The sequence below is a fragment of the Variovorax sp. WDL1 genome, assembly GCF_001541225.1.
In the GTDB taxonomy this organism is placed as follows: domain Bacteria; phylum Pseudomonadota; class Gammaproteobacteria; order Burkholderiales; family Burkholderiaceae_C; genus Variovorax.
Genome location: NZ_LMTS01000071.1, coordinates 1 through 22,979 on the forward strand (window position 1 = coordinate 1; position 22,979 = coordinate 22,979).

Consider the following 22,979-nt stretch of genomic DNA (forward strand, 5'->3'; position numbering starts at 1 on the left):
CGCTTGCCACACGGGAGGCGTCCATATAAGACAACCATGACATTCGAACGCATGACGAAGGCAGCGGTACTGGGATTTCTGGCCATGCTCCTGTGCTCTGCACAGGCCATGGCCCAGGGCTGGCCGGAGCGGCCGATCAAGTGGATCATTCCCTACGCAGCGGGCGGCACCTCCGATACGCTCACGCGCATCGTGGGGCAGAAGCTCGGCGAGCGCCTGGGGCAGCCGATCGTGATCGAGAACAAGGCCGGAGCAGGCGGCAATCTCGGCAGCGACTTCGTTGCGAAGGCGCCGCCGGACGGCTACACCCTGCTGCTGGGCAACATCGGGCCGATGGCGGTCAACCGTACGCTGACCAAGAACCTGCCCTACGACCCCGAGCGGGATTTCGTCCCGATCAGCCTGCTGATGGCTTATGGAAACGTCATCATGGTCAACAACGACTTCGAGGCGAAGACGCTCAAGGACCTGCTGGCGTACGCGAAGACGAACAACGTCTCCTACGCCGGCAACGGCGTCGGCACCTCGCTGCACCTGACCGGCGAGATGCTCGCCAAGCGCGCGGGCATCAAGCTCACGCACGTGCCCTACCGGGGTGGGCCGCCGGGGCTGGTCGACGCCATGGCGGGCGTGGTGCCGATGGTCATCGACCCGATGTCCTCCTCGATCCCGTTGGTCAACGGCGGCAAGCTGCGCGCGCTGGCCGTCACGTCGCCGGAACGCTCGCCGTTGCTGCCGCAGGTGCCCACGGTCGCCGAGCAGGGCTTGCCGGGCTTCGAGGTGACCGGCTGGGTGGGCGTGCTCGTGCCCAAGGGAACGCCCGAGCCCATCGTCAAGCGCCTGGTCGCCGAGTTCACCGCGATCATGCAGCTGCCCGAGATCCGCAAGGCCGTGGCCGACATGGGCTCCTACGTGCCGCCGCTGGGGCCGGAGTACTTCGCGAAGTACATCGGCAGCGAGACGGCAAGGTGGAAGGAGCTGATCACGAGCGCCAACATCAAGGTGGAATGAGCCGATGGCCGTGCGCGTGATCGACGCCGCCGCGGCGGCGGCCATGGTGTGCAGCGGCGACACGGTGCTGGTAGGCGGCGTGGTGTCGATGGTCGCGCCCGAGGCCGTCATGAAGGCGATGGGCGAGCGCTTCGTGCGCGACGGTGCGCCGTCGAATCTCACCATCATCTGCCCCAACCGAACTGGCTGGAGCGAAGGCGACCTGCCGCACGGCGTCGAGCACTTTGCACACAGCGGCATGGTGGCGCACGTGATTACCTCCACGTTCAATGCGCCGGTATCGCCGAAGTTCATGGCGCTGGTGATGGACGGCTGCGTCGCCGCCAGTGTGGTGCCGATGGGCTTGCTGTTCCGCTGGCTGCGCGAGTGCACGGCGCAGTCCCCCGGCCTGCTGACCGAAGTCGGCCTCGGTACCTTCTTCGATCCGGCGGTGAGCGCGGCGACGCCCGACCGCGAAGGATCCGTGGTCGCACGGCCCGGCCGGATGGCGCAGCGTGTGCAGGCGGGCGGGCGCGACTGCCTCTTCCTGCCCAGCATGAAGATCGACGTGGCGCTGATCCGCGGCACCGTCGCTGACACCGAGGGCAACATCAGCCTGGCGGACGAGCCCCTCAACGGCGGCGCGCTGCAGATGGCGATGGCGGCGCGCACCTCGGGCGGCAAGGTGATCGCCGTGGTCAAGGCCATGACCGAGGCCGGCACGCTGCACCCTCGCATGGTGCAGGTACCGGGCATCTTCGTGGATGCCGTGGTGGTCGATCCCGATGGGCGGCAGTCGCAGGATCCGCGCGAACCCGCCTTCACCGGCGAGCTGCGCAAGCCCGACGTTCCGCTGCCTGCGCTCGAGATGGGCCTGCCCAAGATCATCCTGCGCCGCGCGGCCATGGAGCTGCGCGAAGAAGACATCGTCAATCTCGGGTTCGGCATGGGCACGCAGTTGCCGGCGCTCGCGCGCGAGGAAGGCTTCCTGGAGCGCCTGCGCTTCAGCGTCGAGCACGGCGCCATCGGCGGCATCCCGTGCATGAAAGGGGCGTTCGGCGCGCACTACAACCCCAGCGCGATCGTGGACCCGACCGACCTGTTCGACTTCTATCACGGCGGTGGGCTGGACGCGACGATCCTCGGCTTCGCCGAGGTGGATGCGCAAGGCAACGTCAATGTCGGCGGCGCCTACACCGGTTCGCTGCGCGGGCCTGGCGGCTTCGTCGATATCACGCACCGCACGCCGCTGGTGCTGATCTGCGGCACGCTCACCAGCGGCGGGCTCGAGGCGCGCCTGGACGGCGGCGTGCAGATCGTGCGCGAAGGCCGGCATCGCAAGTTCCCGCTCCGCACCGCGCACGTCGACCTGTGCGGCGCGCGGGCCGCGGAGCGTGGCCAACGGGTGCTGGTGGTGACGGAGCGTTGCGTCTTCGAGGTGCGCGCGACGGGCCTCACGCTGTTGGAAGTGGCGCCCGGCATCGACGTGGCGCGCGACATCGCGCCTTTCCTGGATTTCGAGCTGCCGCTGGCCGATTCGCTGCGCACGATGCCGGACGATCTGTACAAGCCCGGTCCCATGGGCATGACGCTGCGACCTGCGACACAAGGAGCGGGCGAATGCTGAAGAACGCCGGCCCGCTGGCCGGCGTGCGCATCCTCGAGCTCGGCGGAGTCGGGCCGTCGCCGATGGCGGCGATGCTGCTGGCCGACCTGGGCGCCACGGTGCTGCGCATCGAGCGGCCGACCCCGAGCGGCCTGGGCGTGCAGAGGCCGGACCGCTTCATGCTGCTCAACCGCAGCCGGCGCTCCGTCATCATCGACCTGAAGCATCCCGAGGGCATTGCGTTGGTCCTGGACCTCGCGGCGTCGGCCGAGGCGCTGTTCGATCCGTTCCGCCCCGGCACCACTGAACGCCTGGGGCTGGGGCCGGAAGACTGCTTCTCGCGCAACAAGGCGCTCGTCTACACGCGTATCACCGGCTGGGGCCAGGACGGCCCGCTGGCGATGTCCGCCGGGCACGACATCAACTACCTGGCGATCACCGGCGCCGCCGCCGCGCTGGGGCGCAAGGGCGAGCCGCCCGCGCTGCCGCTGAACCTCCTGGACGATTTCGCCGGCGGGGCGCTGTACGCCGCGCTCGGCACGATCAGCGCCATCCTGCATGCGCGCCGTACCGGCGAGGGCCAAGTGGTCGATGCCGCCATCGTCGATGGCGCCGCCTCGCTCATGACGCTCTTCTACGGTTCGGTCGCCTGCGGCGTGCAGAACGTCGAGCGCGGCACCAACGTGCTCGATGGCGGCGCCTACTACTGGGACACCTACCGCTGCGCGGACGGCGGCTTCGTCTCGGTCGCACCGATCGAGCCGAAGTTCCGCGCGATCCTGATCGACAAGCTCGGCCTGGCGGGTCACGCGCCGGCACTGGACACGCTGCCCCCTGAGGAGGCCCGCGCCGTGCTGGCCGGGATCTTCGCCGGGCACGACCGCGATCACTGGACGCGGCTGTTCGAAGGCACCGATGCTTGCGTGGCGCCGGTGCTCACCATGGAAGAGGCGCCCGCGCATCCGCACAACCGCGCGCGCGGCACCTTCGTCGCGCCCGACGGCATCGTGCAGCCTGGGCCGGCCCCGCGCTTCGGCCGGACGCCCAGCGCCATGCCGACACCGCCGGAGCCGGCCGGCACCAGCTCGCGCAGCGCGCTGGCCGAATGGGGTGTTGCGGCCAGCCGCATCGATGCGCTGTGCGAGGGCGGGGTGGTGATCCAGCGCCGAGGGTCTGTGCACGCTGCAAGCCTGTGAGAGCGAAGGGCCCTTCGTTGGATGCACGCCCGGCATGCGGTGCGGGCCGGTCGACCCCACCCCAACCCTCCCCCGGAGGGGGAGGGAGCCGAACCACTGCGCGTCAGAAAAAAAAGCTGCGAGTGCCCTGCCTTACTCCCTCCCCTCCGGGGGAGGGCGGCCCAGCGCCTACCGCACGCCTCCGCACCCCGGCGATCAAAGCCGGTTCCCACGGCACTCAGCGCTTGAAGATCCCCGCCGCCGCGCCGCTGTCCAGCAGCAGGTTGTGCCCCGTGATGGACCGCGCGGCGGTCGAGGCGAGGAACACCGCTGCGTCCGCGAAGTCCTCCGGCGTGGGCAGCCAGCCGAGCGGCATCGATGCGGCGACATCGCGCACGGCCTGCTCCACGTCCTTCGCGCCGGCGACTTCGAGTTGGGTGCGCAGGAAGGGCGTGTCGGTGGAGGCGGGCGCGATGGCGTTCACGCGCACGCCCCGCGGCCCGTATTCGAGTGCGAGCGACTTGGTCAGCCCGACGATCGCGTGCTTGGATGTGGTGTAGATGCTGCGCCCGGCCCGCGCCGTCACGCCCTGCAGCGAACTCGTGAAAAGAAGGCTGGCGTGAGGGCTGCGCACCAGGCTGCGCAAGGCGGCCTGGGCCGAATAGATGGTGCCCAGCACGTTGACTTCCACCACGCGGCGGATGTGGGCCGTGTCGGCCTCGGTGAGCGAACCCGCGAAGCCCATGCCCGCATGCGCGAGGAAGACGTCGATCGGGGCGCCGAAGAAGGCTTCGGCGTGGGCGACCAGCCGCGCGCAGGCCTCCGGGTCGGCGATGTCGCAGGCCAGGGCCGTGGCGCGCTCGCCGCTCGCATCGATCGCCTTCGCGCAGTCGATCGCGGCATCGCCGTCGATGTCCGAGATCACCACCCGCGCGCCCTCCGCCGCGAAGCGCCGTGCGGTAGCCGCGCCCAATCCGCGCGCTGCGCCGGTGACGACGGTGTGGTAACCCTGCAGGAGCATGGTGCTCACTCAGGCCGTCTTGCCGCCGTCGACCAGCAGCGACGCCCCGTTGACGTAGGAGGCTTCGTCCGACAGCAGGAACAGCGCGGCATTGGCGACTTCCTCCGGCCTCGCGGCACGCCCCATGGGATTGCCGGAAGCGCGGATACGCTTCAGCTCGTTCAGGTCCTTGCCCTTGGTCTCTTCCTCGTCGGGGCGCGAGACCAGCGTGTCGAGCATCGGCGTGTCGGTGGTGCCGGGGCAGACCACGTTCACGCGGATGTTGTCCGGGCCGTAGCGCTTGGCCAGCGAGCGGGCCAGGCCGATCACGCCCCACTTGGCCACCGAGTACAGCGGGCTGAAGGGCGAGCCGACCACGCCGGAGGTGGACGAGGTGAACAGGATGCTGCCGCCGCCGGCCGTGCGCATCAGCGGGATCGCCTCGATCGCGCTTGCCAGCGCGGCGCGCACGTTGAGGTTCATCGCGATGTCGAACTCGCGCAGGTCCAGGCCCTCGACTTTCGACACCGAGGCATGGCCCGCGTGCGCCCACAGGAAGTCGAGCTTGCCGAAGCGCTTCGCGGTCTCGTGCACCAGGCCACGGGCGAAGGCTTCGTCCATGAGGTTCCCGGCCAGCGCGAAGGCCTTGCCGCCCGCGGCCTTGATCGCTTCGGCGACCTCGTTGGCCTTTGCCTCGTCGAGGTCCACCACGGCCACCGCCGCCCCCTCGGCCGCGAAGCGCAGCGCGCCCGCGCGGCCCATGCCGGAAGCTCCGGCCGTGACGATCCCGAACCTGTCGGCCATGCGCATGTCATCTCCTTTGGAAGTTCGGCCCACTGTAGAAGGCCGCACCGCGCGGCAGAAGCGCGATTCGGCGAAACCAGTTTTCGGTTTTTGCAGTCTTCGGGCGGGCCTTGCGGGGCCATCATCTCTGCAACTGATCTGGAGAAAAGGCGCACATGGCGGAACAACAGTTTGACCTGGTGGTAGCAGGCTGCGGCGTGGCCGGCCTCTCTGCGGCGGTGGCCGCCGCCGAGGCCGGCGCGAAGGTGGCGGTGATCGAGCGCGCCACGCGAGACGAGCGCGGGGGGCAGAGCCGGTACACCGAGGCCTACCTCCGGATGAAGAGCCTGACGGAGGTGACGGACGACTTCGAGACGCACCTGGCAGAGAACGGGTCCGGCGCGATCGATCCCGAACTGGTCGAGGAGGCGGTGCATTCGCAACGTGGCGCCCTCGCCAAGGCATTGAGCATCGCCGATCCTTCGGTGATCGAGCGACTGTCGGCCGGTGCCGGCGAGACCATCGCGTGGTTGCAGGGCATGGGCGTGCGCTTCGACTTCCTGCCGACCCAGTTCCTCACCAAGTCCCAGCCGCGGCTGCTGCCCGTCGGCGGCGGCGCGGCGCTGGTGGAAGCGCTCGCGGCGCGCGCCGAGCAACTGAATGTGCGCTTCTTCTACGAAACCACGGCATCCGCGCTCCAGCAGGATGCGGACGGGCGGGTGGTGGGCCTGAAGGTCCGCACCCGCAGCGCGGGCACGCAGTTGCTCGGCGGGCAGGTGGTGCTGGCCTGCGGCGGCTTCGAGGGCAACGCCGAAATGATGACTCGCTACGTGGGGCCGCGCTCGACCTATCTGCGACCGGTCTGCAAGGGCGGCTACTACAACCGCGGCGAGGGGATCGCCATGGGGCTGGACGCCGGCGCCGCGGCCAGCGGGGATTTCGGCAGCTATCACGCCGAGCCTGTGGACCCGCGCTCCGGTATCGCCGAGCCGTCGATCTTCATCTTTCCCTACGGCATCCTCGTCAACCTGGAAGGCCGGCGCTTCACCGACGAGGCGCCCGGAACCGTCGATGCGTACTACGAGCGCGTCACCCGCCGCATCTACGAGCAGCGCGAGGGCACCGCCTGGGTGGTGCTCGATGCGCGCCACACGCGCATTCCCAACTACCGCCTGGGCATTCGCACCGACAAGCCGCCGGTGGTTGGCGACACCCTGTCGCAGCTGGCTCGCAAGATCGGCGTGCCGGCCGACGCGCTCGAAGCGACGGTGAACGAGTACAACGCCGCCTGCGCCGAGGGCGAGTGGCGGCCGCTGGAACTCGACGGCCTCGCGACCCGTGGTCTTGCGCCACCCAAGTCGAACTGGGCGACGCCCCTGACAGAGGGCCCGTTCCACGCCTATCCGATCATCTCGTCGAACGTGTTCACCTTCGGCGGCTTGAAGACCGATGCTTCCGCGCGTGTGGTGGATGGGGACGGGGAGCCTATCGCGGGCCTGTTCGCCGCCGGCGAGACGGCCGGCATCTACTACCGGAACTACACAGGCGCCACCTCCGTGCTCCGGGGACTGGTGTTCGGCCGAATCGCCGGCGCCTTCGCGGCAGCTTCGCGTTCATGAGCCTCGACCCGCATCAAGGCTTCGCCGGGCGCATCGCCCTGGTCACGGGTGGGCGGGGCGTGATCGGCAGCGCCATCATCGATGCCCTGCGCAGCCGCGGCGCCACCGCGGTGTGCGCCGACAGCGGCGGCACGCTCGATGCGCCGCAGGCCGATGCCACGGCGCTCGCCGAGGCGACGCTGCGGCTGGACGTGACGGACCGCGCCTCGATCGTCGCGCTGGTGGCACGCATCGAGCAGCTGCTCGGCCCGGTGGACCTGCTGGTCAATGTCGCGGGCGTGGTCTCTTTCGGCAGTGCACAGGATCTGCCGGAAGCCGAATGGGACCGGGTCATGGCCATCAACCTCAAGGGCAGCTTTCTCGCCTGCCAGGCGGTGATGGCCGGCATGAAGGGCGCGGGGTTCGGCCGCATCATCAACATCGGGTCGGTCGTCGGCAAGAACGCGGGCAACGCGCGGCCGTGGATCGACAGGGCCGAACAGCAGCGCGCCGGCAACGTGGCCTACGGTGTGTCGAAAGCCGGTATTCACGCGATGACCGGCTTCCTTGCCAAGGAACTGGCCGAGCACGGCATCACCGTGAACGCGATCGCCCCCGGCCCGATCGCGACGCCGATGACCACCAGCTTCCCGGAACAGCTCAGGGCACTGATCCCGGCCGGCCGGATGGGCGAGGCCGCGGACATCGCGAACGCGGCACTGTTCCTGGCGGCGCGCGAGGCCTCCTTCATCACCGGCGAGGTGATGGACATCAACGGCGGCATGCTGTGCGACTGACCGGCCCGCACGCTTTTCTTCTTTTCTTCTTCTCTCCTTTCTCTCACCTCTCCCTGGAAACGACGTGAAATCGATCTACCTCATTCTCGACATGCAGAACGACCTGGTGCATGCAGACGGCCCGAACGGCAAGTCGCCGCTGGGCGAACAGGTCCGCGCGCGGCGCGTCGTGGAGAACACCGCCGCAGCCCTGGCCAAGGCGCGGCAGGCTGGCATCGCGGTGGGCTTCGTGCGCGTGGGCTTCTCCGAAGGCTACCCCGAGTGCCCGAAGAATTCGCCAGTGTTCTCGGGCGCGCCGAAGGCCGGGCTTTTCCAGCTTGGCCAGTGGGGCACGGCCATCCACGAGGCGCTCGAACAGCGGCCGGGCGACGTGCAGGTGACCAAGCACCGCGTGAGTCCCTTCTATTCGACCACTCTGGAGGCGCAGCTCAGCGCGCTGGGTATCGAGCGCATCTACTGCTCCGGCGTGTCGACGCAGGCGGTGGTGCAGGCCACCGTGCGCGACGGCCACGATCGCGACTTCGAGATGGTCGTGCTCGAAGACTGCTGCTGCGCGCACTCCGTCGAGGAGCATGCCAACTCGATCGGCAGCCTCGGCCGCTTCTGCAAGACGACGACGAGCGCGGCCGTCGATTTTTCGTCCTGAACGCCACTGGAAGCGACCGATGACAACGAAGATCTGGCACCAGAGCTTCACGGTGCTCTCCGATCTGGGCGCCTATGACGATGCGCTCAAGGCACACTTCAAGCGCGTGGCCCGGGCCGACACCGAGGTCGTGATGCACGGCATGCGCCCGGGCACCTACCGCAGCAACTACCCGGGCAACGACATTCGCCATGCCAGCCTGCAGCACCTGCATTCGATCCAGTTCATCGAGGCCGGACTGGCGGCGGAGCGCGAGGGCTTCGATGCCTACGCGATCAGCACGCTGCCCGACCCGGGCCTGCGGGAGATCCGGAGCATGCTGCGCATCCCGGTGGTCGGCTACGGGGAGTCGGCCATGCTGAGCTCGTGCCTGCTCGGTGCGCGCTTCGCGGTGATGGTGTTCATCAGCGAGCTGACCGACCTGATTGCCGACAACGCGGCGAAGTACGGCCTGGGCAGCCGCTTTGCCGGTGTGACCGATGTGGGCTTTCGCTTCAACGACGTGCTGGAAGGCTTCGGCACGCCTGGCCCGCTGATCGACCGCTTCCGCGAAGCGGCGCGCCAGCGCATCGCCGCCGGCGCCGAGGTCATCATTCCCGGCGAGGCCCCGCTGTGCGTGCTGCTGGCGAGCCAGGGCGTCGCCAGTGTGGAGGGGGTGCCGGTGCTCGATTCGCTGTCATGCTGGGTGAAGCACGCCGAGATGCTGGTCGACCTGAAGCGCCAGAGCGGCGTCGAACGCTGCCAGCGCGGCTACTGGAACGAGCCGCCCACCCGCGAGCGTATCGACGAGCTCATGGCTTTCTATGGCCGCGGGAGCGCTGCATGAAGGCGGTGCGAACGGGCCTGCTGGTGGTCGGCGGCGGCGCGGCCGGATTCGCCGCGGCGCTCGAGGCCGCGACGGCCGGCGTCCAGGTGACGCTGCTGGAGAAGACGGCGGACATCGGGGGCTCGTCCGCCATGAGCGGCGGCTGCCTCGCGTTCGCCGGCACCGACTTGCAGGAGGCCGAGGGCGTGGAGGATTCCGCCGAACTGCTGCGCAGCGATCTCATCGAGGTCGGCCAGCACGACAACGACCCGGCCGTGGTCGACGCCTATGTGCGCAACCAGCTCGACACCTATCGCTGGCTGCGCGGGCTCGGCCTGCAGTTCAGCCCATCGCTCGAGTCATCCTCTGGCCAGTCGGTGCCGCGCGTGCACACCGTCGACCCGGCGGACATGGTGCGCCTGCTCGCCGCCCGCTGCGAAGCAACCGGCCGGGTCGAGGTGATGATGTCGACCCGCGCCGAGCGGCTGCTGCGGCAGGGCGAGACCTCGCCTGTGACCGGCGTGCTCGCCGAAGGCCCCGAAGGCCGCTTCGCGATAGAGTCCGATCGCGGCGTGCTGCTGGCGAGCGGCGGCTTCTGCCGCAACGCGGAACTGGTGCATCGCTTCGCGCCGCAATACGCCGAGGCGGTGTTCGTGGGCGGCGAAGGCAACGTGGGCGACGGCCTGCTCATGGCCTGGAAGCTGGGCGCCGACCTGCGCGACATGGCCTACATCAAGGGCACCTTCGGCAAGCATCCGACCGACGTCCACAACAACCACAGCTGCCTGGCGGTCTACAAGGGCGCCATCGCGGTCAACCAGGACGGCAAGCGCTTCGTCGACGAATCGATCTCATACAAGCTGCTCGGCGACGCCGTCATGCGCCAGCCGTATCACACCAGCTACCAGATCTTCGACGAGCCGACCTTCCAGAGCGGCGACGACCGCGTGCGCATCCTCGACTTCGGCCGGCGCATGGAGGAGGGGCTCATCGTGAAGGCGGACACGCTCGAAGCGCTCGCGCGGCAGATCGAGGTGCCTCCGGACGCGCTGCGCGAGACGGTGGAGCGCTACAACCGCTTCGTCGACGAAGGGCACGATGCCGAATTCGGCCGCAAGACGCTGGTGCATCGCCAGGGCGCGCTGCGCCGGATCGAGGAGGCGCCGTTCTATGCCTACCCGTCGACGGCCGCCGTGTTCGGCACCTATTGCGGGCTGCGCATCGACGCAGACATGCGCGTCATCGACGTGTTCGGCGAGCCCATCGCCGGCCTGTACGCAGCGGGCGAAGTGGTGGGCGGCTTCCATGGCGGGGCGTACATGACCGGGTCGGCGCTGGGCAAGGCGGTCGTGTTCGGGCGCGTGGCGGTGCGTACCGCCTGCGGGGGCGCCTAGGTCGCGGGCTGGGCGGGCCTTCAGCTTCCGAACGGCGCACGCCAAGCCGGCAGTTCATTCAAGCGTTCATGCCATCTGGCGACGGCCGGGAAATCGGCCAGCGGAATGTACGCGTCCTTGGCGTACGGAAGCGCCGCGCCCACGGCGAAGTCCGCCACGGTCAAGGCATCGCCTAGCAGGAACTTGCGCGAGCCCAGATGCGCATCCAGCACGGCGGCCGACGCGACGAACATCCGTGTCGCACCCTCCACCGCCGCGGCATCGGGCGCACCCATGCCGATCGCGGGCTTGATCAAGTTCTCGAAATACAGGGTGCCGCCGTGGGCCGTGAAGTGGCTCGCGTCCCAGCTCAACCAGCGCTGCACCTCGATCTGTGCTCGCGGGTCCCTCGGCCAGAGGTCGGCGCCCGCCACGTTGGACAGGTGGCACATGATGGCGTTGGCTTCCCACAGCACCAGGTCGCCATCGTGCAGCACCGGAACCCTGCCGTTCGGGTTGATCGCCAGGAACGCCGGCGAGTGTTGTTCTCCCCGGCCCAGGTCCACCCGCACGAGTTCCACTTGCACGTTCAGGTGCCGGGCCACCGCGCAAGCCTTGCGCGGGTTGATGGTTTCTGAGAAATACAGCTTCATTCCGTCGCCCCCTCGAGGTGCGCCGCGAGCTTGTCGAAGCTGCTGGACCAGCCGCCCTCGTGCCCATCGCGTGATACCTTCGAGGTGAAGCCGGTTTGCCGAAAGTGCATTCGCGTGCGGCCCGGGCCTTCCTCGGCAAAAGTGACGGTGACCAGGGTCTCGGGACCCGGCCGGCCGTCGGCGCTTTCCCATGCATGCGTCATCACCAGCCGCACGGGCGGCTGAATCTCCCGGTACACACCGCCCACCCAGTTGTCCTCGCCCTCGGGCGAGCGCAGGCACGCGCGATAGCGGCCGCCGGGACGCAGGTCCATCTCGTGATGCGGCGTCGTGAATCCCTTGGGGCCGGACCAGTGCGCCAGGTGCTCCGGCTCGGTCCAGGCTGCGAACACCAGCGCGGGCGGCGCGCTGAATACCCGGGTGATGACGAGTTCATCTGCGGTGGAAATGTCATTGGCGCTTGGCACGAGTGGCCTCCTTCTTCTGGACGTGTTGAAGATGAGCATCGAGGCGGTCGAAACTGGCTTCCCAGAATTGCCGATAGGCGCCGGCCCAGTCGAGCACCTCCTTCAGGGGAGCGGCCTGGATGCTGCACGGGCGGTTTTGCGCCTCGCGCGAGCGGGCAATCAGGCCGGCGCGCTCGAGAACCTTGAGGTGCTTGGAGATGGCAGGTTGGCTGATGGTGAACGGCAGCGCCAGCTCCGTCACGTTCGCCGGCCCGATGGCCAGGCGCGAGAGGATGGCGCGGCGCGTGGGATCGGCCAGCGCGGAGAAGGTGAGGCTCAATGTGTCCATGCCGTTCGTAAAATCAATTAGTTATATAACCGGAAGGTTACGCATCGCCGATCGCGATGTCAAGCCGGTGCCCAGCTGTAGACGCCTGCGGCACGCGGGGAGTACGGGAACGAACAACGGGACGCAGCGACTGCGTGGCCTGCTAGGCGCTTTCGCTTGATCCTCCAGTGCCTTCTGTTCAGGCGCCGGCAAGATGAGAAGCGCGTGGCCAGTCGCATGGATGTACAGATGGTGCGCCACGATGTCGTAGGCCGGCGGCAGCTGCGGATTCACGCCGTCCGGGTAGTTTGCCCCCCCCCCCGATGCGAGCTAACGAATTCAGCGAGAACCGATCGCGCGCACGCTGACCACGCTGCGTCCGCTCGGCCGGCGCTGCGAGGCAAACACCTCGAAGAGGAAATCGGTGAAGGCCTTCACCTTGGCCGAACCGACGCGCGACTTGGCCATGACCACGTAGAAGGTCTTCACCGCGGTGTCCCATTCGGGATAGACCTGCACCAGCGTGCCGTCGGCGAGCTGCCTGTTCACGAACACGTCGAGCACGCAGGTCACGCCGACGCCGCGCTCCGCTGCGATGAGGAGCGCGTCGCTGCTGTTGTAGTGAAGCGGGCCGTCGGGGCGGATCTCGATCTCCTCTTCGCCTTTCTTCAGCGGCCACGGGTTCACGAAGCGGCGCTCCTCCGGCAGGATGCCGATGCACTTGCGGCGATCCAGGTCGCCTGGGTGCGCCGGCAGGCTCGCCACCAGCTCGGGCGCGCAACACACGACATAGCGGCCTTCGTAGATGGGCCGCGCGATCAGGTCGGCGTCTTCGACCTGGTCCATGCGGATCGCAAGGTCGATGCCGCGCTCGATCACATGGTGCCGCTGGTTGGTGAGGGTCAGCGCCGTCGAGATCTCCGGGTAGCGCTTGGCGAACTCGGGCAGGGCGGGGCACAGGAGCGCGTGGCCGAGCGAGATGGGCATCTCGACGTGCAACCGGCCGCGCAACTGCCCGACCTGGCTGCGGATCTCGTCTTCGGTGCGCGAGACGGCTTCGAGCAGTTCGCGCGCGCGCAGCAGGAAGGTCTGGCCTTCCTCCGTCAGCCGCAGCCGGCGGGTGTCGCGGTTGATGAGGGTGACGTCCAGGTGGCGCTCGAGATTGCGCACGCACGTCGTCACGGTCGCGTTCGCGAGGTCCAGTGATTCGGCGGCTCGCGAGAAGCTGCCGCATTCGGCCACGCGCACGAAGACCTCCATGCCCCAAAGCCTGTCGATGTCTGTCTCCTTGTAGATGTTGGATGGGGGAAATTCTAGATCGGTTGGACCATTCCGCCCGCGGCCTCACACTGGCGTTTCCCCGCGCTCCAGTTCTTGCGCCAGCAGGGGCAGGATCTCGTGCCAGTCGCCTTCGACGGCGACGTCGCAGCGCGAGAAGATGTCCGCGTCACGGTCGTTGTTGAGGGCCACGATGCGCGCGGCGGGCGAGATGCCCGCCATGTGCTGCGGGGTGCCGGAGATGGCCACCGCGAAGTACACCTTGGGCGTGACGAACTTGCCCGACTGGCCCACCTGGTGCGCCACCGGCACCCAGCCGGCATCCACCGCGGGCAGGCTTCCGCCCAGGCCGGCCCCGAGCGCGGAGGCGATGCGTGCCAGCCATTCGAAGCCTTCCGGCCCGCCGATGCCGCGCCCGCCCGCGACCACCACGCTCGCACCTTCCACGCGCGGTCGACCGTTGTCCGCCGCCTGCGCTTCGACCGGATAGGGCGGCGGCTCGTGCAGGGCCACCTGCGTTACCGTGGCGCGCCCAGCCCCGCCGGTACCTTCGCCCTGCGGCCGGAGCGTCGCGCAGGTGACCCGGGCTGCGCTGCGCAGGGCCAGCTCGACCCGGCCGCCGAAAGCGGCGCGCCTGGCCGTGACAGTGTCATCGGCGACGGCCAGCGCGTGGCAGCGCCCGAGGCTGATGCCATCGAGCCGCCCGGCCAGGAGCGCGGCGATCGTCTCGCCTTCGGTGCCCGTGGGCAGCAGCACGAGCTGCCGGCCATCGCGTTCGCGCAGCCGGTCCGACAGGTGCCCGGCGATGGCCGCGGGATGCGTGGCGCCCTTGTAGTCCAGCACCTCGGGCTCGGCCGGCGCGCCCAGCGCCGATGCTTCGCCGACGAGACGATCGCGCTCTTCGCGCCCGGTCTGCCACGGATGCAGCACGACGGTGACGTGCAGGCCGCTCATGTGGCAGCCGCCGCCATGAGCACCTGCGCCAGCGCACGCGCCTTCTGCTCGGGCGAGCCTTCCAGCCATTCGCAATCCGCCCGGCGGACCGGCGCCTGCGCGGGCGCGACCGTGTCCAGGCGCAGCACGCCGCACGGCGCGGACGATGCCGCCTGCAGGACCTCGAACACGGCCTTCTTCGACAGCATGACGTTCTTCATGAGCGGATGGCGCAGCCGATTGCCGGGGTCGTTGGTTGCGCCCAGCAGCACGGGTGCGGAAAGCTGCACGCGTTCCAGGGCGCCCGGGCCCTGGCGCAGCGCGGCGAAGCCTTCCGCCTGCCTGCGGACGTTGAGGGCCAGCGGAACGTAGGTCATCTCCAGCGCAAGCGCGAGCGCCGCGGGTACCGAGCCATCGTCGTAGTCGCCGAACTCCCGGCCGACCAGCACGAGTGATGCCTCGGGCGCACGCTCCAGCAGCGCCTGCGCCAGCGCGACCGCGACCGCGGCGCCGTCCCAGCGGGCGATGGTTTCGAGATCGACACGGCAGACGGTGTCGGGGCGCCACCCGGCGACGCGCCGTGTCAGGGCGTCGTCGGCGGCGACCAGCGTCGTGATGCGGATGTCCGGGTTCGCGTCGCGCAGGGCGAGCGCGAGTTCGAGGGCTGCCTCATCGAAAGGGCTGAGCGCGGCGTATCGGGCGGCGTGGATTTGCAGCGAGGCGACCGAGAGTTCGTGGGGAAGGGGCCACTTGGGGTCGGCAACGCCGCTGATGAGTACGGCAATGTCCATGAAAGGACTTTGCCCTCCCGGACTTGCAGCGCCAACGCCTGCCGCGCGAAAACTGACTTCGCAAAACTTCGTCGAAGCGCCGGGCTGCCGCTTCCAAAATGGCTGATGACTCCACGATCCCTTGCACCATGCACGCCAAAGTCCTGATCCTCGGCTCCGGCCCCGCCGGCTATACCGCAGCGGTGTATGCCGCGCGCGCCAATCTTCAACCGCTGCTCGTGACCGGCATGGCCCAGGGCGGCCAGCTCATGACGACCACCGAAGTGGACAACTGGCCCGCCGACGTGCATGGCGTGCAGGGGCCTGAGCTGATGCAGCGCTTTCACGAACATGCCGAGCGCTTCAAGACCCAGATCGTGTTCGACCATATCCACACGGTGGATCTTGGCAGCCGGCCCTTCGTGCTGCAGGGTGACAGTGCCCGGTACACCTGCGATGCCCTGGTCGTCGCAACCGGCGCATCGGCCAAGTACCTCGGTCTTCCATCGGAGCAGGCCTTCATGGGCCGGGGCGTCTCGGGTTGCGCGACTTGCGACGGCTTCTTCTACCGCGACCGGGTCACCTGCGTCGTGGGCGGGGGGAACACCGCCGTGGAGGAGGCGCTGTACCTGTCGAACATCGCCAGCAAGGTGTACCTGGTGCACCGCCGCGACAAGTTCAAGGCCGAGCCGATCCTGGTCGACAAGCTGATGGAGAAGGTCGCGGCCGGCACCATCGAGCTCAAGCTGTTCAAGACCCTGGCCGAGGTGACGGGCGACGACCAGGGCGTGAGCGGTGTGCGCCTGAAGGACGAGCGGACCGGCGAGACCGAGGCGCTGGGCTTGCACGGCTGCTTCATCGCCATCGGCCACCACCCGAACACCGACCTCTTCAAGGGCAAGCTGGAGATGAAGGACGGCTACCTGATCACGCGCTCGGGCTTGCAGGGCCTGGCGACGATGACCAGCGTGCCGGGCGTGTTCGCCGCGGGCGACGTGCAGGACCATGTGTATCGGCAGGCCATCACCAGTGCCGGCACGGGATGCATGGCGGCGCTGGATGCCCAGCGCTTTCTTGAACAGCAGGGGTGAACTCTTCGCGATCACGCCGCAACTAGTGGGCCCTGGGCCTTGCGTTGCCGAGCGCCAGGCTGTGGACGTGGGCGCGCCTGAACTGCGCGACGCCGACGCCGCAGTCCCATTGCTCCACGGTGCAGCGCCGTTCGCCGTCCCCGCCTTCGAAGCGGATGAGGTTGACCGAATTCGGGGCGCCCGCGCGCAGCCGGGTCGACACGGCGGTGCCTGCCTGCACGCACCACATCCTGCGCGCGGTCGCGCCGGCGCCTTCGTGCAGCGGGAGCACGAAGGGCAGGTGGATGTGCCCGCCGAGCACCAGGTCGGCCTCGGCTTCGGCCCAGATCCTGATGGCCTCCCGGCGGCCGATGAGCAGGTTCTTGTGATCCTCCTCGCGCGTGACGGCGACCGGCTGGTGCACCACCACGACCCGAAGCTGCCGGGCCGAGCCTTTCGCGAGGCGGCGCGCCGCACGTTCAGCCTGCTGCGCCGAGGTGGCGCCGTTCTCGTGCCGGTACCAGCGCGTGGTGTTGACGCCGACGACGAGGAAGTCCGGCACATCCACGACCGGCTCGAGATCGTCGCCGAAGGCTGCGCTGTATCGCGAATACGGCGCCAGCAGGCGGGTGGAAAGCGCGAACAGGGGAATGTCGTGGTTGCCCGGTATGGCCAGCAGCCGTGGAATGGCCAGGCTGTCCACGAAGGCGCGAGCCCGCGCGAACTGCGCGCGCGTCGCTCGCTGCGTGATGTCGCCGGAGAGCACGAGCGCACTTGGCCGCTCGGTCTGCACCAGCATGGCCAGCGCCCGCATCACCTCGGGCTGCTCGGTGCCGAAATGCGGATCGGACATGTGCAGCAAACAGCTCATCGAGCCGCATCCTCCTGCTCGTCGCGGGCCGGCTTGATGAGCCAGAGCGGCTCGGGCGCGACCCGGAAGTGCAGCGGCATGGCCATGCGCAGCACCTCCCCGTCGGCCGCGACCTTGGCGTGGCGCCGCGTGGTCTTGACCGGGCTGACGGACATCGACCGGAAGGAGGTGTGCATGACGTTGTCCGACTCGCCGAGCCGTCCCATCGCGCCGCGCAGCATCAACGCGAGCATGGCGAGACGGCTGCTCGGCCGAAGGGCAATGGCCGTGAGCTCGCCCTGCTCGACCGCTTCGGGCCGCGGCATGCCGACCTGCTGCAGCTGCAGCGCGTTGTTGCCGACGAAGAGCGTCGGTGTGCGCACCAGGCGCTCCTCGCCGCGCCATTGGATACGCAGATCCCAGCCGGGGTGGGGACGCATCGCGGTCACCATCGCCGCCCACAGCGCGACCCACCGGCTGCGGCCATAGCGCGACTTGTAGATCTCACGGTCTTCCAGCACGCGCGCGTAGAGGCCGAGGCTGGCATTGACAAGGAAGACGCGATCGTTGACCAGGCCTGCCTGCACCGGCACCGGCTGCCCGTCGAGCAGCACCCGCAGCGCCTCGTCGATGTCGGTGGGAATGGCATGCGTGCGGCCGAAATAGTTGAAGGTGCCCTTCGGCAGCACGCCCATCGCGCAGCCGCTGCCCAGCACCGCCTGCGCGACGGCGTTGATCGTGCCGTCGCCGCCGGCCGCGACAACCACGCCGCTTTCGGCTCGGGCCGCGTCGACCGCCTCGCGGATCCGGTCGGACAGGCGGTGCAGGCGCGAGACCTCGAACAGCCGATACGTCCGGCCCTGCGCAGCGCAGGCGCGCGCGATCGCTTCGCGCACGGCCTGCGCGCTGCCGCGCCCCGAATGGACGTTGAAGACGACGAAGAGCGCGGACTGCGCGTGCGAGTTGCAGGCGAACATCGGCTATGCCCGCATCCAGGCCGCCATGCCGTCGAGCATTTCCACCAGGACCTCCTCGTCGCTGCGGCCTGAACGGCGCAGCACGTGGAAGGCATGGTCCGCCTCGGCGATTTCCATCAGCGTCGCCGAGGCGCCCAGCTTCGAGACCACGGCGCGGATGCTGGCCAGGTCGGCCAGCTCGTCGCGCGTGCCCTGCACGAACAGCATCGGCACGTGCACATCCGACAGATGGTCGGCGCGCGCGGTCGAGGGCGTCCCCGCCGGATGCAGCGGAAAGCCGACGAACACGAGGCCGGCCACCCGTGGCAGCGGATCGAGCGCCTGCGCCTGCGAAGTCATGCGCCCGCCGAACGACTTGCCCCCGGCGAAGAGCGGCAGCGATCCGAAGCGCTCCACCGCCTGCGCCACCGCCGCGCGCACGGCGGCATGGGCGACAGGCGGCGGATCGGGCCGCTTCTTGCCGAGCTCCATCGACGGAAACTGGTAGCGCAGGGTGGCGATGCCGCGTGCCGCGAGCCCCTCGGACACCGCGCCCATGAACGCGTGCCCCATGCCCGCACCCGCGCCGTGGGCGAAGACGTAGCAGGCGAGGGGATCGGCCGGCGCCTGCACCAGTCCCGAGACGGTGCCATGGTCGCCGACCTGGAAGTTGATTTGTTGCGTGCTCAGGCTCATGCTGGATTCCGTCGGACCTGCCCAGTGTGCCGCCTGCGGCGTCCGGACACCCTGAAACCAGGGTTTTCCCGGCCGTTATATAGCAAGCCCCACATAGGCCGTATGGGCGCGTCCGTATGCGTACGCCCTCGCAAAGGAATACCTTTGCAGGCACGATTTTTGATCGCCAAGAAGACCGCCCCACCAGCCATGAGCATGAACGCCAGCACCCAACCCATCCGCTTCTTCCACCGCGGCCGGATCGTCGACGTGAGCGGCGTGCATCCCACCCGCTCCGTACTGGACTGGCTGCGCGAGGACGCGCGCTGCACCGGCACCAAGGAAGGCTGCAACGAGGGCGATTGCGGTGCATGCACGGTGGCGATCGGCGAACTGGCCGAGCCCGGCGAGAAGGACGCGGTCGGTGGCCTGCGGCTGCAGACAGTCAACGCCTGCATCCAGTTCCTGCCCACGCTCAACGGCAAGGCGTTGTTCACGGTCGAAGACCTCAAGGCGCAGTGCACCGGCCGGCGCGACCGGGCTCCGCGCGACAAGCAGGCGGCGACCCAGCTGCATCCGGTGCAGCAGGCCATGGTCGACTGCCATGGGTCGCAATGCGGTTTCTGCACGCCCGGCTTCGTGATGTCGCTGTGGTCCACCTACGAGCACCACCGGAACGCGGGCACGCAGCCCACACGCCAGCGACTGGCCGACGATCTCTCGGGCAACCTGTGCCGCTGCACCGGCTACCGGCCCATCCTCGACGCCGGCCAGCGCATGTTCGACCTGCCGGCGGTTCGCCTGGACACCGAACCGGTGGTGGCCGCGCTCCAGAGCCTCAAGCACCAGGCGAGCTTCGACTACGTCGCGCCGCTGGGCCAGCGGCTGGACCATTTCCATGCGCCGACGACGCTCGCGCAGCTGGCTGCGCTGCGCGAGGCCAAGCCGGCCGCCCAGCTGCTGTCCGGCTCCACCGATGTCGGCCTGTGGGTCAACAAGCAGTTCCGCGACCTGGGCGACATCATCTACGTGGGCGATGTGTCCGAGATGAAGGTGGTGGAGGAGCGCGAGGTAGACGGCAGCCCCGCCCTCTACATCGGCGCTGGCGCCTCGCTCGAGAACGCCTTCCGCGCGCTGGCGGCGCGGGTGCCCGCACTCACCGACGTCTGGCTGCGCTTCGCCTCGCCGCCGATCCGCAACGCCGGCACCATGGGCGGCAACGTCGCCAACGGCTCGCCCATCGGGGACTCGCCGCCGGTGCTGATGTCGCTGGATGCCGAGATCGAGCTGCGCCGCGGCGAGCGCGTGCGCCGCATGCCGCTTCCCGAGTTCTACGTCGACTACATGAAGAACAAGCTGGAGCCCGGCGAGTTCGTGCAGGGCCTGGTGGTGCCGCTGGCGGCGATGAAGCGCCAGGTGCGCGCCTACAAGATCAGCAAGCGCTTCGACTGCGACATCTCGGCGCTGTGCGGCGGCTTCGCGGTCGAGCTCGACGGCGACATCGTCCGGGAAGTGAGGCTCGCCTACGGCGGCATGGCCGCGGTCGTCAAGCGCGCAGCGCAGGCCGAGGCCGCGCTCGTGGGCAAGCCCTGGACGCAGGCCAGCGTCAATGCCGCCAAGCGGGCGCTGGCGCAGGACTTCAAGCCGCTGACCGACATGCGCGCCAGCGCCGACTACCGCCTGCTCGTGGCGCAGAACCTGCTGCAGCGCCTGTGGCTGGAAACGCGCACCCAGGAGCCGCTGCCGGTGGAAGCCACCAGCGTGTGGAGCGTGATGCCGCACGCAGTCGCTGCCTCCGAAGGAGTCTGAACATGAACAAGCCGCTCGACCCCGCACTGCTGCAATCGGCCGAAGCCTTCGCCGACTACCTGAAGAACACCGCCGCGCGCATCGACGTGCATGCCGAGGCCAAGGCGCACGACGACGGCGCGCGCGTGGGCATCAGCCGCCCGCACGAGTCGGCGCACCTGCACGTGGCCGGCGAGGCCACCTACATCGACGACATCCCCGAGCTCGCGGGCACGCTGCATTGCGCGCTCGGCCTGTCGCCGGTGGCGAACGGGCGGCTCAAGAACATGAACCTGGAGGCGATCTGCGCCATGCCCGGCGTGGTGGCGGTGCTGACCGCGGACGACATCCCGGGCAGCAACGACTGCGGCTCGATCGTCCACGACGACCCGATCCTCTGCAGCGGCGACATCCGCTACCTGGGCCAGCCGGTGTTCGCGGTGGTCGCCGAGACGCGCGACGCCGCGCGCCGCGCCGCCGCCCGCGCGAAGGACGCGCTGGACATCGAGGCCGAGCCGCCGGTCATCACGCCGCAGCAGGCGCACGAAAAGGGCCAGTACGTGCTGCCGCCGATGCACCTGGTGCGCAGCACCCACGAGGGTGGCGCGCAGGCCGCGATCGCCAAGGCGCCGCGCCGGCTCAAGGCCACGCTCGATGTCGGCGGACAGGAGCAGTTCTACCTCGAGGGCCAGATCAGCTATGCGATCCCGAAGGAAGGCGGCGCAATGCACGTGCATTGCTCGACCCAGCACCCGAGCGAGATGCAGCACCTGGTCGCGCATGCCTTGCACCTGCATGCCAACGCGGTGCACGTCGAGTGCCGGCGCATGGGCGGGGGCTTCGGCGGGAAGGAGTCGCAGTCGGGGCTCTTTGCCTGCGTAGCGGCGGTGGCGGCGAGCAAGCTGCAGCGCCCCGTCAAGCTGCGGCTGGACCGCGACGACGACTTCCTGATCACCGGGCGGCGCCATTGCTTCTGGTACGAGTACGAAGTGGGCTTCGACGACGACGGCCGCATCCTCGGCGCCGAGATCAGCATGGTCTCGCGCGCCGGCCACTCGGCCGACCTCTCGGGTCCGGTGATGACGCGGGCGCTGTGCCACTTCGACAACGCCTACTGGCTGCCCGACGTGTCGATGCACGGCTACTCGGGCCGCACCAACACGCAGAGCAACACCGCCTTCCGAGGCTTCGGCGGGCCGCAGGGCGCGATCGCGATCGAGAACATCCTCGACAGCGTGGCGCGCGAGCTCGGCCGCGATCCGCTGGACGTGCGGCGCGTCAACTTCTACGGCAAGGGCGAGCGCAACGTCACGCCCTACGGCCAGGTCGTGACCGACAACATCATCCATGAGCTGGTCTCCGAGCTGGAAGGCACCAGCGCCTACCGCACGCGGCGCGAGGAGATCGCGGCCTTCAACAGGTCGAGCCCGGTGCTCAAGCGCGGCATCGCGCTGGCGCCGCTGAAGTTCGGCATCTCCTTCAACGTCAAGCACTTCAACCAGGCCGGTGCGCTGGTGCACGTGTACACCGACGGCTCGATCCTGGTGAACCACGGCGGGACCGAGATGGGTCAGGGCCTCAACACCAAGGTGGCGCAGGTGGTGGCGCACGAGCTGGGCGTGAGCTTCGAGAGCGTACGCGTCACCGCCACCGACACGCAGAAGGTGGCCAACACCTCGGCCACCGCTGCGTCGACCGGCGCCGACCTCAACGGCAAGGCCGCGCAGGATGCGGCACGACAGATCCGCGAGCGCCTGGCCGCCTGCGCCGCCGCGCGGCATGGCGGCAAGGCCGAGGACGTGCGCTTCGCCAACGACCAGGTCGAGGTCGCCGGTCGCTCGCTGTCGTTCAGCACCGTCGTCGGCGAGGCCTACCTCGACCGCGTGCAGCTGTGGTCCGACGGCTTCTACGCCACGCCCGGCCTGAGCTGGGACAAGGACAAGATGCAGGGCCGCCCCTTCTACTACTACGCCTACGGCGCCGCGGTGAGCGAGGTGATCGTCGACACGTTGACCGGCGAGTGGAAGCTGCTGCGCGCCGACATCCTGCACGACGCCGGCAAGTCGCTGAACCCGGCGGTGGACATCGGCCAGGTCGAGGGCGCCTTCATCCAGGGCATGGGCTGGCTCACCACCGAGGAGCTGGTGTGGCACCCGAAGACCGGCCTGCTCACCACCCACGCGCCCAGCACCTACAAGATCCCGACGGCCAACGACTGCCCGCCGGTCTTCAACGTGCGCCTGTTCGAGGGCCAGAACTTCGAGGATTCGATCCACCGCAGCAAGGCGGTGGGCGAGCCGCCGCTCCTGCTGCCCTTCTCGGTCTTCTTCGCGATCCGCGATGCGGTGTCGGCGGTGGGCGAGCACCGGGTGGACCCGCCGCTGACGGCACCGGCCACCAGCGAGTCCATCCTGCGCGCGGTCACCGCCGTGCAGTCGGCCTCGGCCTGAAGCAGCCCG

General features: G+C 69.1%; 22 protein-coding genes. 11 read left to right on the forward strand and 11 right to left on the reverse strand.

Annotated elements, in window-relative coordinates; translation table 11 throughout:
• Nucleotides 1-36 precede the first annotated feature (36 nt).
• Genes APY03_RS09695 through APY03_RS09705 form a run of 3 tightly spaced genes read left to right on the forward strand, consistent with a single transcriptional unit; the run spans nt 37 to nt 3,792 of the window.
• Entirely contained in the window at nt 37-1,011 is a 975-nt protein-coding gene (locus tag APY03_RS09695; RefSeq protein WP_068676231.1) for a Bug family tripartite tricarboxylate transporter substrate binding protein, read from the forward strand.
• Nucleotides 1,012-1,015: 4 nt separating this feature from the next.
• Nucleotides 1,016-2,617, forward strand: a complete 1,602-nt coding sequence (locus APY03_RS09700) for a CoA-transferase (protein WP_083944247.1) — start codon at nt 1,016-1,018, stop codon at nt 2,615-2,617.
• Nucleotides 2,611-3,792: a CaiB/BaiF CoA transferase family protein gene (locus tag APY03_RS09705; protein ID WP_068676232.1), complete on the forward strand. Its 1,182-nt coding sequence runs from the start codon at nt 2,611-2,613 to the stop codon at nt 3,790-3,792. The genes APY03_RS09700 and APY03_RS09705 overlap by 7 nt, the downstream gene beginning before the upstream one ends.
• Nucleotides 3,793-4,009: 217 nt before the next feature.
• Here APY03_RS09705 and APY03_RS09710 read toward each other — a convergent pair whose 3' ends face one another.
• Nucleotides 4,010-4,792: an SDR family NAD(P)-dependent oxidoreductase gene (locus APY03_RS09710; RefSeq protein ID WP_068676234.1), complete on the reverse strand. Its 783-nt coding sequence runs from the start codon at nt 4,790-4,792 to the stop codon at nt 4,010-4,012.
• 9 nt (nt 4,793-4,801) lie between these two features.
• Nucleotides 4,802-5,581 carry an SDR family NAD(P)-dependent oxidoreductase gene (locus APY03_RS09715; RefSeq protein ID WP_068676236.1) on the reverse strand — a complete coding sequence of 260 codons (780 nt, stop codon included), beginning with the start codon at nt 5,579-5,581 and terminating at the stop codon, nt 4,802-4,804.
• A 149-nt stretch (nt 5,582-5,730) separates the two neighbouring features.
• Between APY03_RS09715 and APY03_RS09720 the strand changes: the two genes are divergently transcribed.
• The 5 genes from APY03_RS09720 (at nt 5,731) to APY03_RS09740 (ending at nt 10,794) form a co-directional block, all read left to right on the forward strand.
• On the forward strand, nt 5,731-7,173 hold the full coding sequence (locus tag APY03_RS09720) for an FAD-dependent oxidoreductase (RefSeq protein WP_068676238.1): 1,443 nt from the start codon (nt 5,731-5,733) through the stop codon (nt 7,171-7,173).
• Nucleotides 7,170-7,949, forward strand: a complete 780-nt coding sequence (locus APY03_RS09725; RefSeq protein WP_068676240.1) for an SDR family NAD(P)-dependent oxidoreductase — start codon at nt 7,170-7,172, stop codon at nt 7,947-7,949. Before APY03_RS09720 ends, APY03_RS09725 begins: the two co-directional genes overlap by 4 nt.
• A gap of 64 nt (nt 7,950-8,013) precedes the next feature.
• Entirely contained in the window at nt 8,014-8,595 is a 582-nt protein-coding gene (locus APY03_RS09730) for a cysteine hydrolase (protein ID WP_068676242.1), read from the forward strand.
• A 19-nt stretch (nt 8,596-8,614) separates the two neighbouring features.
• Entirely contained in the window at nt 8,615-9,421 is an 807-nt protein-coding gene (locus tag APY03_RS09735; RefSeq protein WP_068676244.1) for an aspartate/glutamate racemase family protein, read from the forward strand.
• Complete coding sequence (locus tag APY03_RS09740) at nt 9,418-10,794, forward strand: FAD-dependent oxidoreductase (RefSeq protein ID WP_068676247.1); 1,377 nt, start codon at nt 9,418-9,420, stop codon at nt 10,792-10,794. Before APY03_RS09735 ends, APY03_RS09740 begins: the two co-directional genes overlap by 4 nt.
• Nucleotides 10,795-10,814: 20 nt before the next feature.
• On the opposite strand, the gene APY03_RS09745 is transcribed toward APY03_RS09740, so the two are convergent.
• From APY03_RS09745 to APY03_RS09770, 6 genes are all read right to left on the reverse strand, one after another.
• A complete protein-coding gene (locus tag APY03_RS09745; protein WP_068676248.1) occupies nt 10,815-11,426 on the reverse strand; it encodes a glutathione S-transferase family protein in 612 nt (203 codons plus the stop codon).
• Complete coding sequence (locus APY03_RS09750) at nt 11,423-11,932, reverse strand: SRPBCC family protein (protein WP_083944248.1); 510 nt, start codon at nt 11,930-11,932, stop codon at nt 11,423-11,425. The genes APY03_RS09745 and APY03_RS09750 overlap by 4 nt, the downstream gene beginning before the upstream one ends.
• A complete protein-coding gene (locus tag APY03_RS09755; RefSeq protein WP_068676252.1) occupies nt 11,877-12,221 on the reverse strand; it encodes an ArsR/SmtB family transcription factor in 345 nt (114 codons plus the stop codon). Before APY03_RS09755 ends, APY03_RS09750 begins: the two co-directional genes overlap by 56 nt.
• A 318-nt stretch (nt 12,222-12,539) precedes the next feature.
• On the reverse strand, nt 12,540-13,460 hold the full coding sequence (locus APY03_RS09760; protein WP_083944249.1) for a LysR family transcriptional regulator: 921 nt from the start codon (nt 13,458-13,460) through the stop codon (nt 12,540-12,542).
• A gap of 84 nt (nt 13,461-13,544) precedes the next feature.
• Nucleotides 13,545-14,432 (reverse strand): electron transfer flavoprotein subunit alpha/FixB family protein, encoded by an 888-nt coding sequence (locus tag APY03_RS09765; RefSeq protein ID WP_068676256.1) that lies wholly within the window; start codon nt 14,430-14,432, stop codon nt 13,545-13,547.
• Entirely contained in the window at nt 14,429-15,202 is a 774-nt protein-coding gene (locus APY03_RS09770; protein ID WP_068676258.1) for a hypothetical protein, read from the reverse strand. The genes APY03_RS09765 and APY03_RS09770 overlap by 4 nt, the downstream gene beginning before the upstream one ends.
• Before the next feature lie 98 nt (nt 15,203-15,300).
• Here APY03_RS09770 and trxB point away from each other — a divergent pair, with 98 nt between their 5' ends.
• On the forward strand, nt 15,301-16,272 hold the full coding sequence (trxB, locus tag APY03_RS09775; RefSeq protein ID WP_102906200.1) for a thioredoxin-disulfide reductase: 972 nt from the start codon (nt 15,301-15,303) through the stop codon (nt 16,270-16,272).
• Nucleotides 16,273-16,294: 22 nt separating this feature from the next.
• Here the strand turns inward: trxB and APY03_RS09780 are convergent, their stop codons facing one another.
• From APY03_RS09780 to APY03_RS09790, 3 genes are read right to left on the reverse strand one after another with little or no spacing between them, the layout of a single operon-like run.
• Nucleotides 16,295-17,122, reverse strand: coding sequence for a metallophosphoesterase family protein (locus APY03_RS09780; protein WP_068676262.1), 828 nt, complete (start codon nt 17,120-17,122; stop codon nt 16,295-16,297).
• A complete protein-coding gene (locus tag APY03_RS09785; protein WP_068676264.1) occupies nt 17,119-18,078 on the reverse strand; it encodes a diacylglycerol/lipid kinase family protein in 960 nt (319 codons plus the stop codon). The genes APY03_RS09780 and APY03_RS09785 overlap by 4 nt, the downstream gene beginning before the upstream one ends.
• 3 nt (nt 18,079-18,081) lie before the next feature.
• Entirely contained in the window at nt 18,082-18,753 is a 672-nt protein-coding gene (locus APY03_RS09790; protein WP_068676266.1) for an alpha/beta hydrolase family protein, read from the reverse strand.
• Nucleotides 18,754-18,942: 189 nt separating this feature from the next.
• On the opposite strand from APY03_RS09790, the gene xdhA reads away from it, so the two are divergent.
• Nucleotides 18,943-20,541, forward strand: coding sequence for a xanthine dehydrogenase small subunit (gene xdhA, locus APY03_RS09795; protein WP_068676335.1), 1,599 nt, complete (start codon nt 18,943-18,945; stop codon nt 20,539-20,541).
• Between the two features lie 2 nt (nt 20,542-20,543).
• On the forward strand, nt 20,544-22,970 hold the full coding sequence (gene xdhB / locus APY03_RS09800) for a xanthine dehydrogenase molybdopterin binding subunit (protein ID WP_068676268.1): 2,427 nt from the start codon (nt 20,544-20,546) through the stop codon (nt 22,968-22,970).
• The last annotated feature ends 9 nt before the right edge of the window (nt 22,971-22,979 follow it).

Bases quoted from the DNA above. Each gene is read 5' to 3' on its own strand.
- APY03_RS09735 (WP_068676244.1), top strand. From the start codon at position 8,615: ATGACAACGAAGATCTGGCACCAGAGCTTCACGGTGCTCTCCGATCTG.
- APY03_RS09715 (WP_068676236.1), bottom strand. From the start codon at position 5,581: ATGCGCATGGCCGACAGGTTCGGGATCGTCACGGCCGGAGCTTCCGGC.
- trxB (WP_102906200.1), top strand. From the start codon at position 15,301: ATGGCTGATGACTCCACGATCCCTTGCACCATGCACGCCAAAGTCCTG.
- APY03_RS09770 (WP_068676258.1), bottom strand. From the start codon at position 15,202: ATGGACATTGCCGTACTCATCAGCGGCGTTGCCGACCCCAAGTGGCCC.
- APY03_RS09750 (WP_083944248.1), bottom strand. From the start codon at position 11,932: ATGCTCATCTTCAACACGTCCAGAAGAAGGAGGCCACTCGTGCCAAGC.
- APY03_RS09760 (WP_083944249.1), bottom strand. From the start codon at position 13,460: ATGGAGGTCTTCGTGCGCGTGGCCGAATGCGGCAGCTTCTCGCGAGCC.
- APY03_RS09700 (WP_083944247.1), top strand. From the start codon at position 1,016: ATGGCCGTGCGCGTGATCGACGCCGCCGCGGCGGCGGCCATGGTGTGC.
- APY03_RS09695 (WP_068676231.1), top strand. From the start codon at position 37: ATGACATTCGAACGCATGACGAAGGCAGCGGTACTGGGATTTCTGGCC.
- APY03_RS09710 (WP_068676234.1), bottom strand. From the start codon at position 4,792: ATGCTCCTGCAGGGTTACCACACCGTCGTCACCGGCGCAGCGCGCGGA.
- APY03_RS09765 (WP_068676256.1), bottom strand. From the start codon at position 14,432: ATGAGCGGCCTGCACGTCACCGTCGTGCTGCATCCGTGGCAGACCGGG.
- APY03_RS09740 (WP_068676247.1), top strand. From the start codon at position 9,418: ATGAAGGCGGTGCGAACGGGCCTGCTGGTGGTCGGCGGCGGCGCGGCC.
- APY03_RS09785 (WP_068676264.1), bottom strand. From the start codon at position 18,078: ATGTTCGCCTGCAACTCGCACGCGCAGTCCGCGCTCTTCGTCGTCTTC.
- APY03_RS09745 (WP_068676248.1), bottom strand. From the start codon at position 11,426: ATGAAGCTGTATTTCTCAGAAACCATCAACCCGCGCAAGGCTTGCGCG.
- APY03_RS09725 (WP_068676240.1), top strand. From the start codon at position 7,170: ATGAGCCTCGACCCGCATCAAGGCTTCGCCGGGCGCATCGCCCTGGTC.
- xdhA (WP_068676335.1), top strand. From the start codon at position 18,943: ATGAGCATGAACGCCAGCACCCAACCCATCCGCTTCTTCCACCGCGGC.
- APY03_RS09755 (WP_068676252.1), bottom strand. From the start codon at position 12,221: ATGGACACATTGAGCCTCACCTTCTCCGCGCTGGCCGATCCCACGCGC.
- APY03_RS09705 (WP_068676232.1), top strand. From the start codon at position 2,611: ATGCTGAAGAACGCCGGCCCGCTGGCCGGCGTGCGCATCCTCGAGCTC.
- APY03_RS09780 (WP_068676262.1), bottom strand. From the start codon at position 17,122: ATGAGCTGTTTGCTGCACATGTCCGATCCGCATTTCGGCACCGAGCAG.
- APY03_RS09790 (WP_068676266.1), bottom strand. From the start codon at position 18,753: ATGAGCCTGAGCACGCAACAAATCAACTTCCAGGTCGGCGACCATGGC.
- xdhB (WP_068676268.1), top strand. From the start codon at position 20,544: ATGAACAAGCCGCTCGACCCCGCACTGCTGCAATCGGCCGAAGCCTTC.
- APY03_RS09720 (WP_068676238.1), top strand. From the start codon at position 5,731: ATGGCGGAACAACAGTTTGACCTGGTGGTAGCAGGCTGCGGCGTGGCC.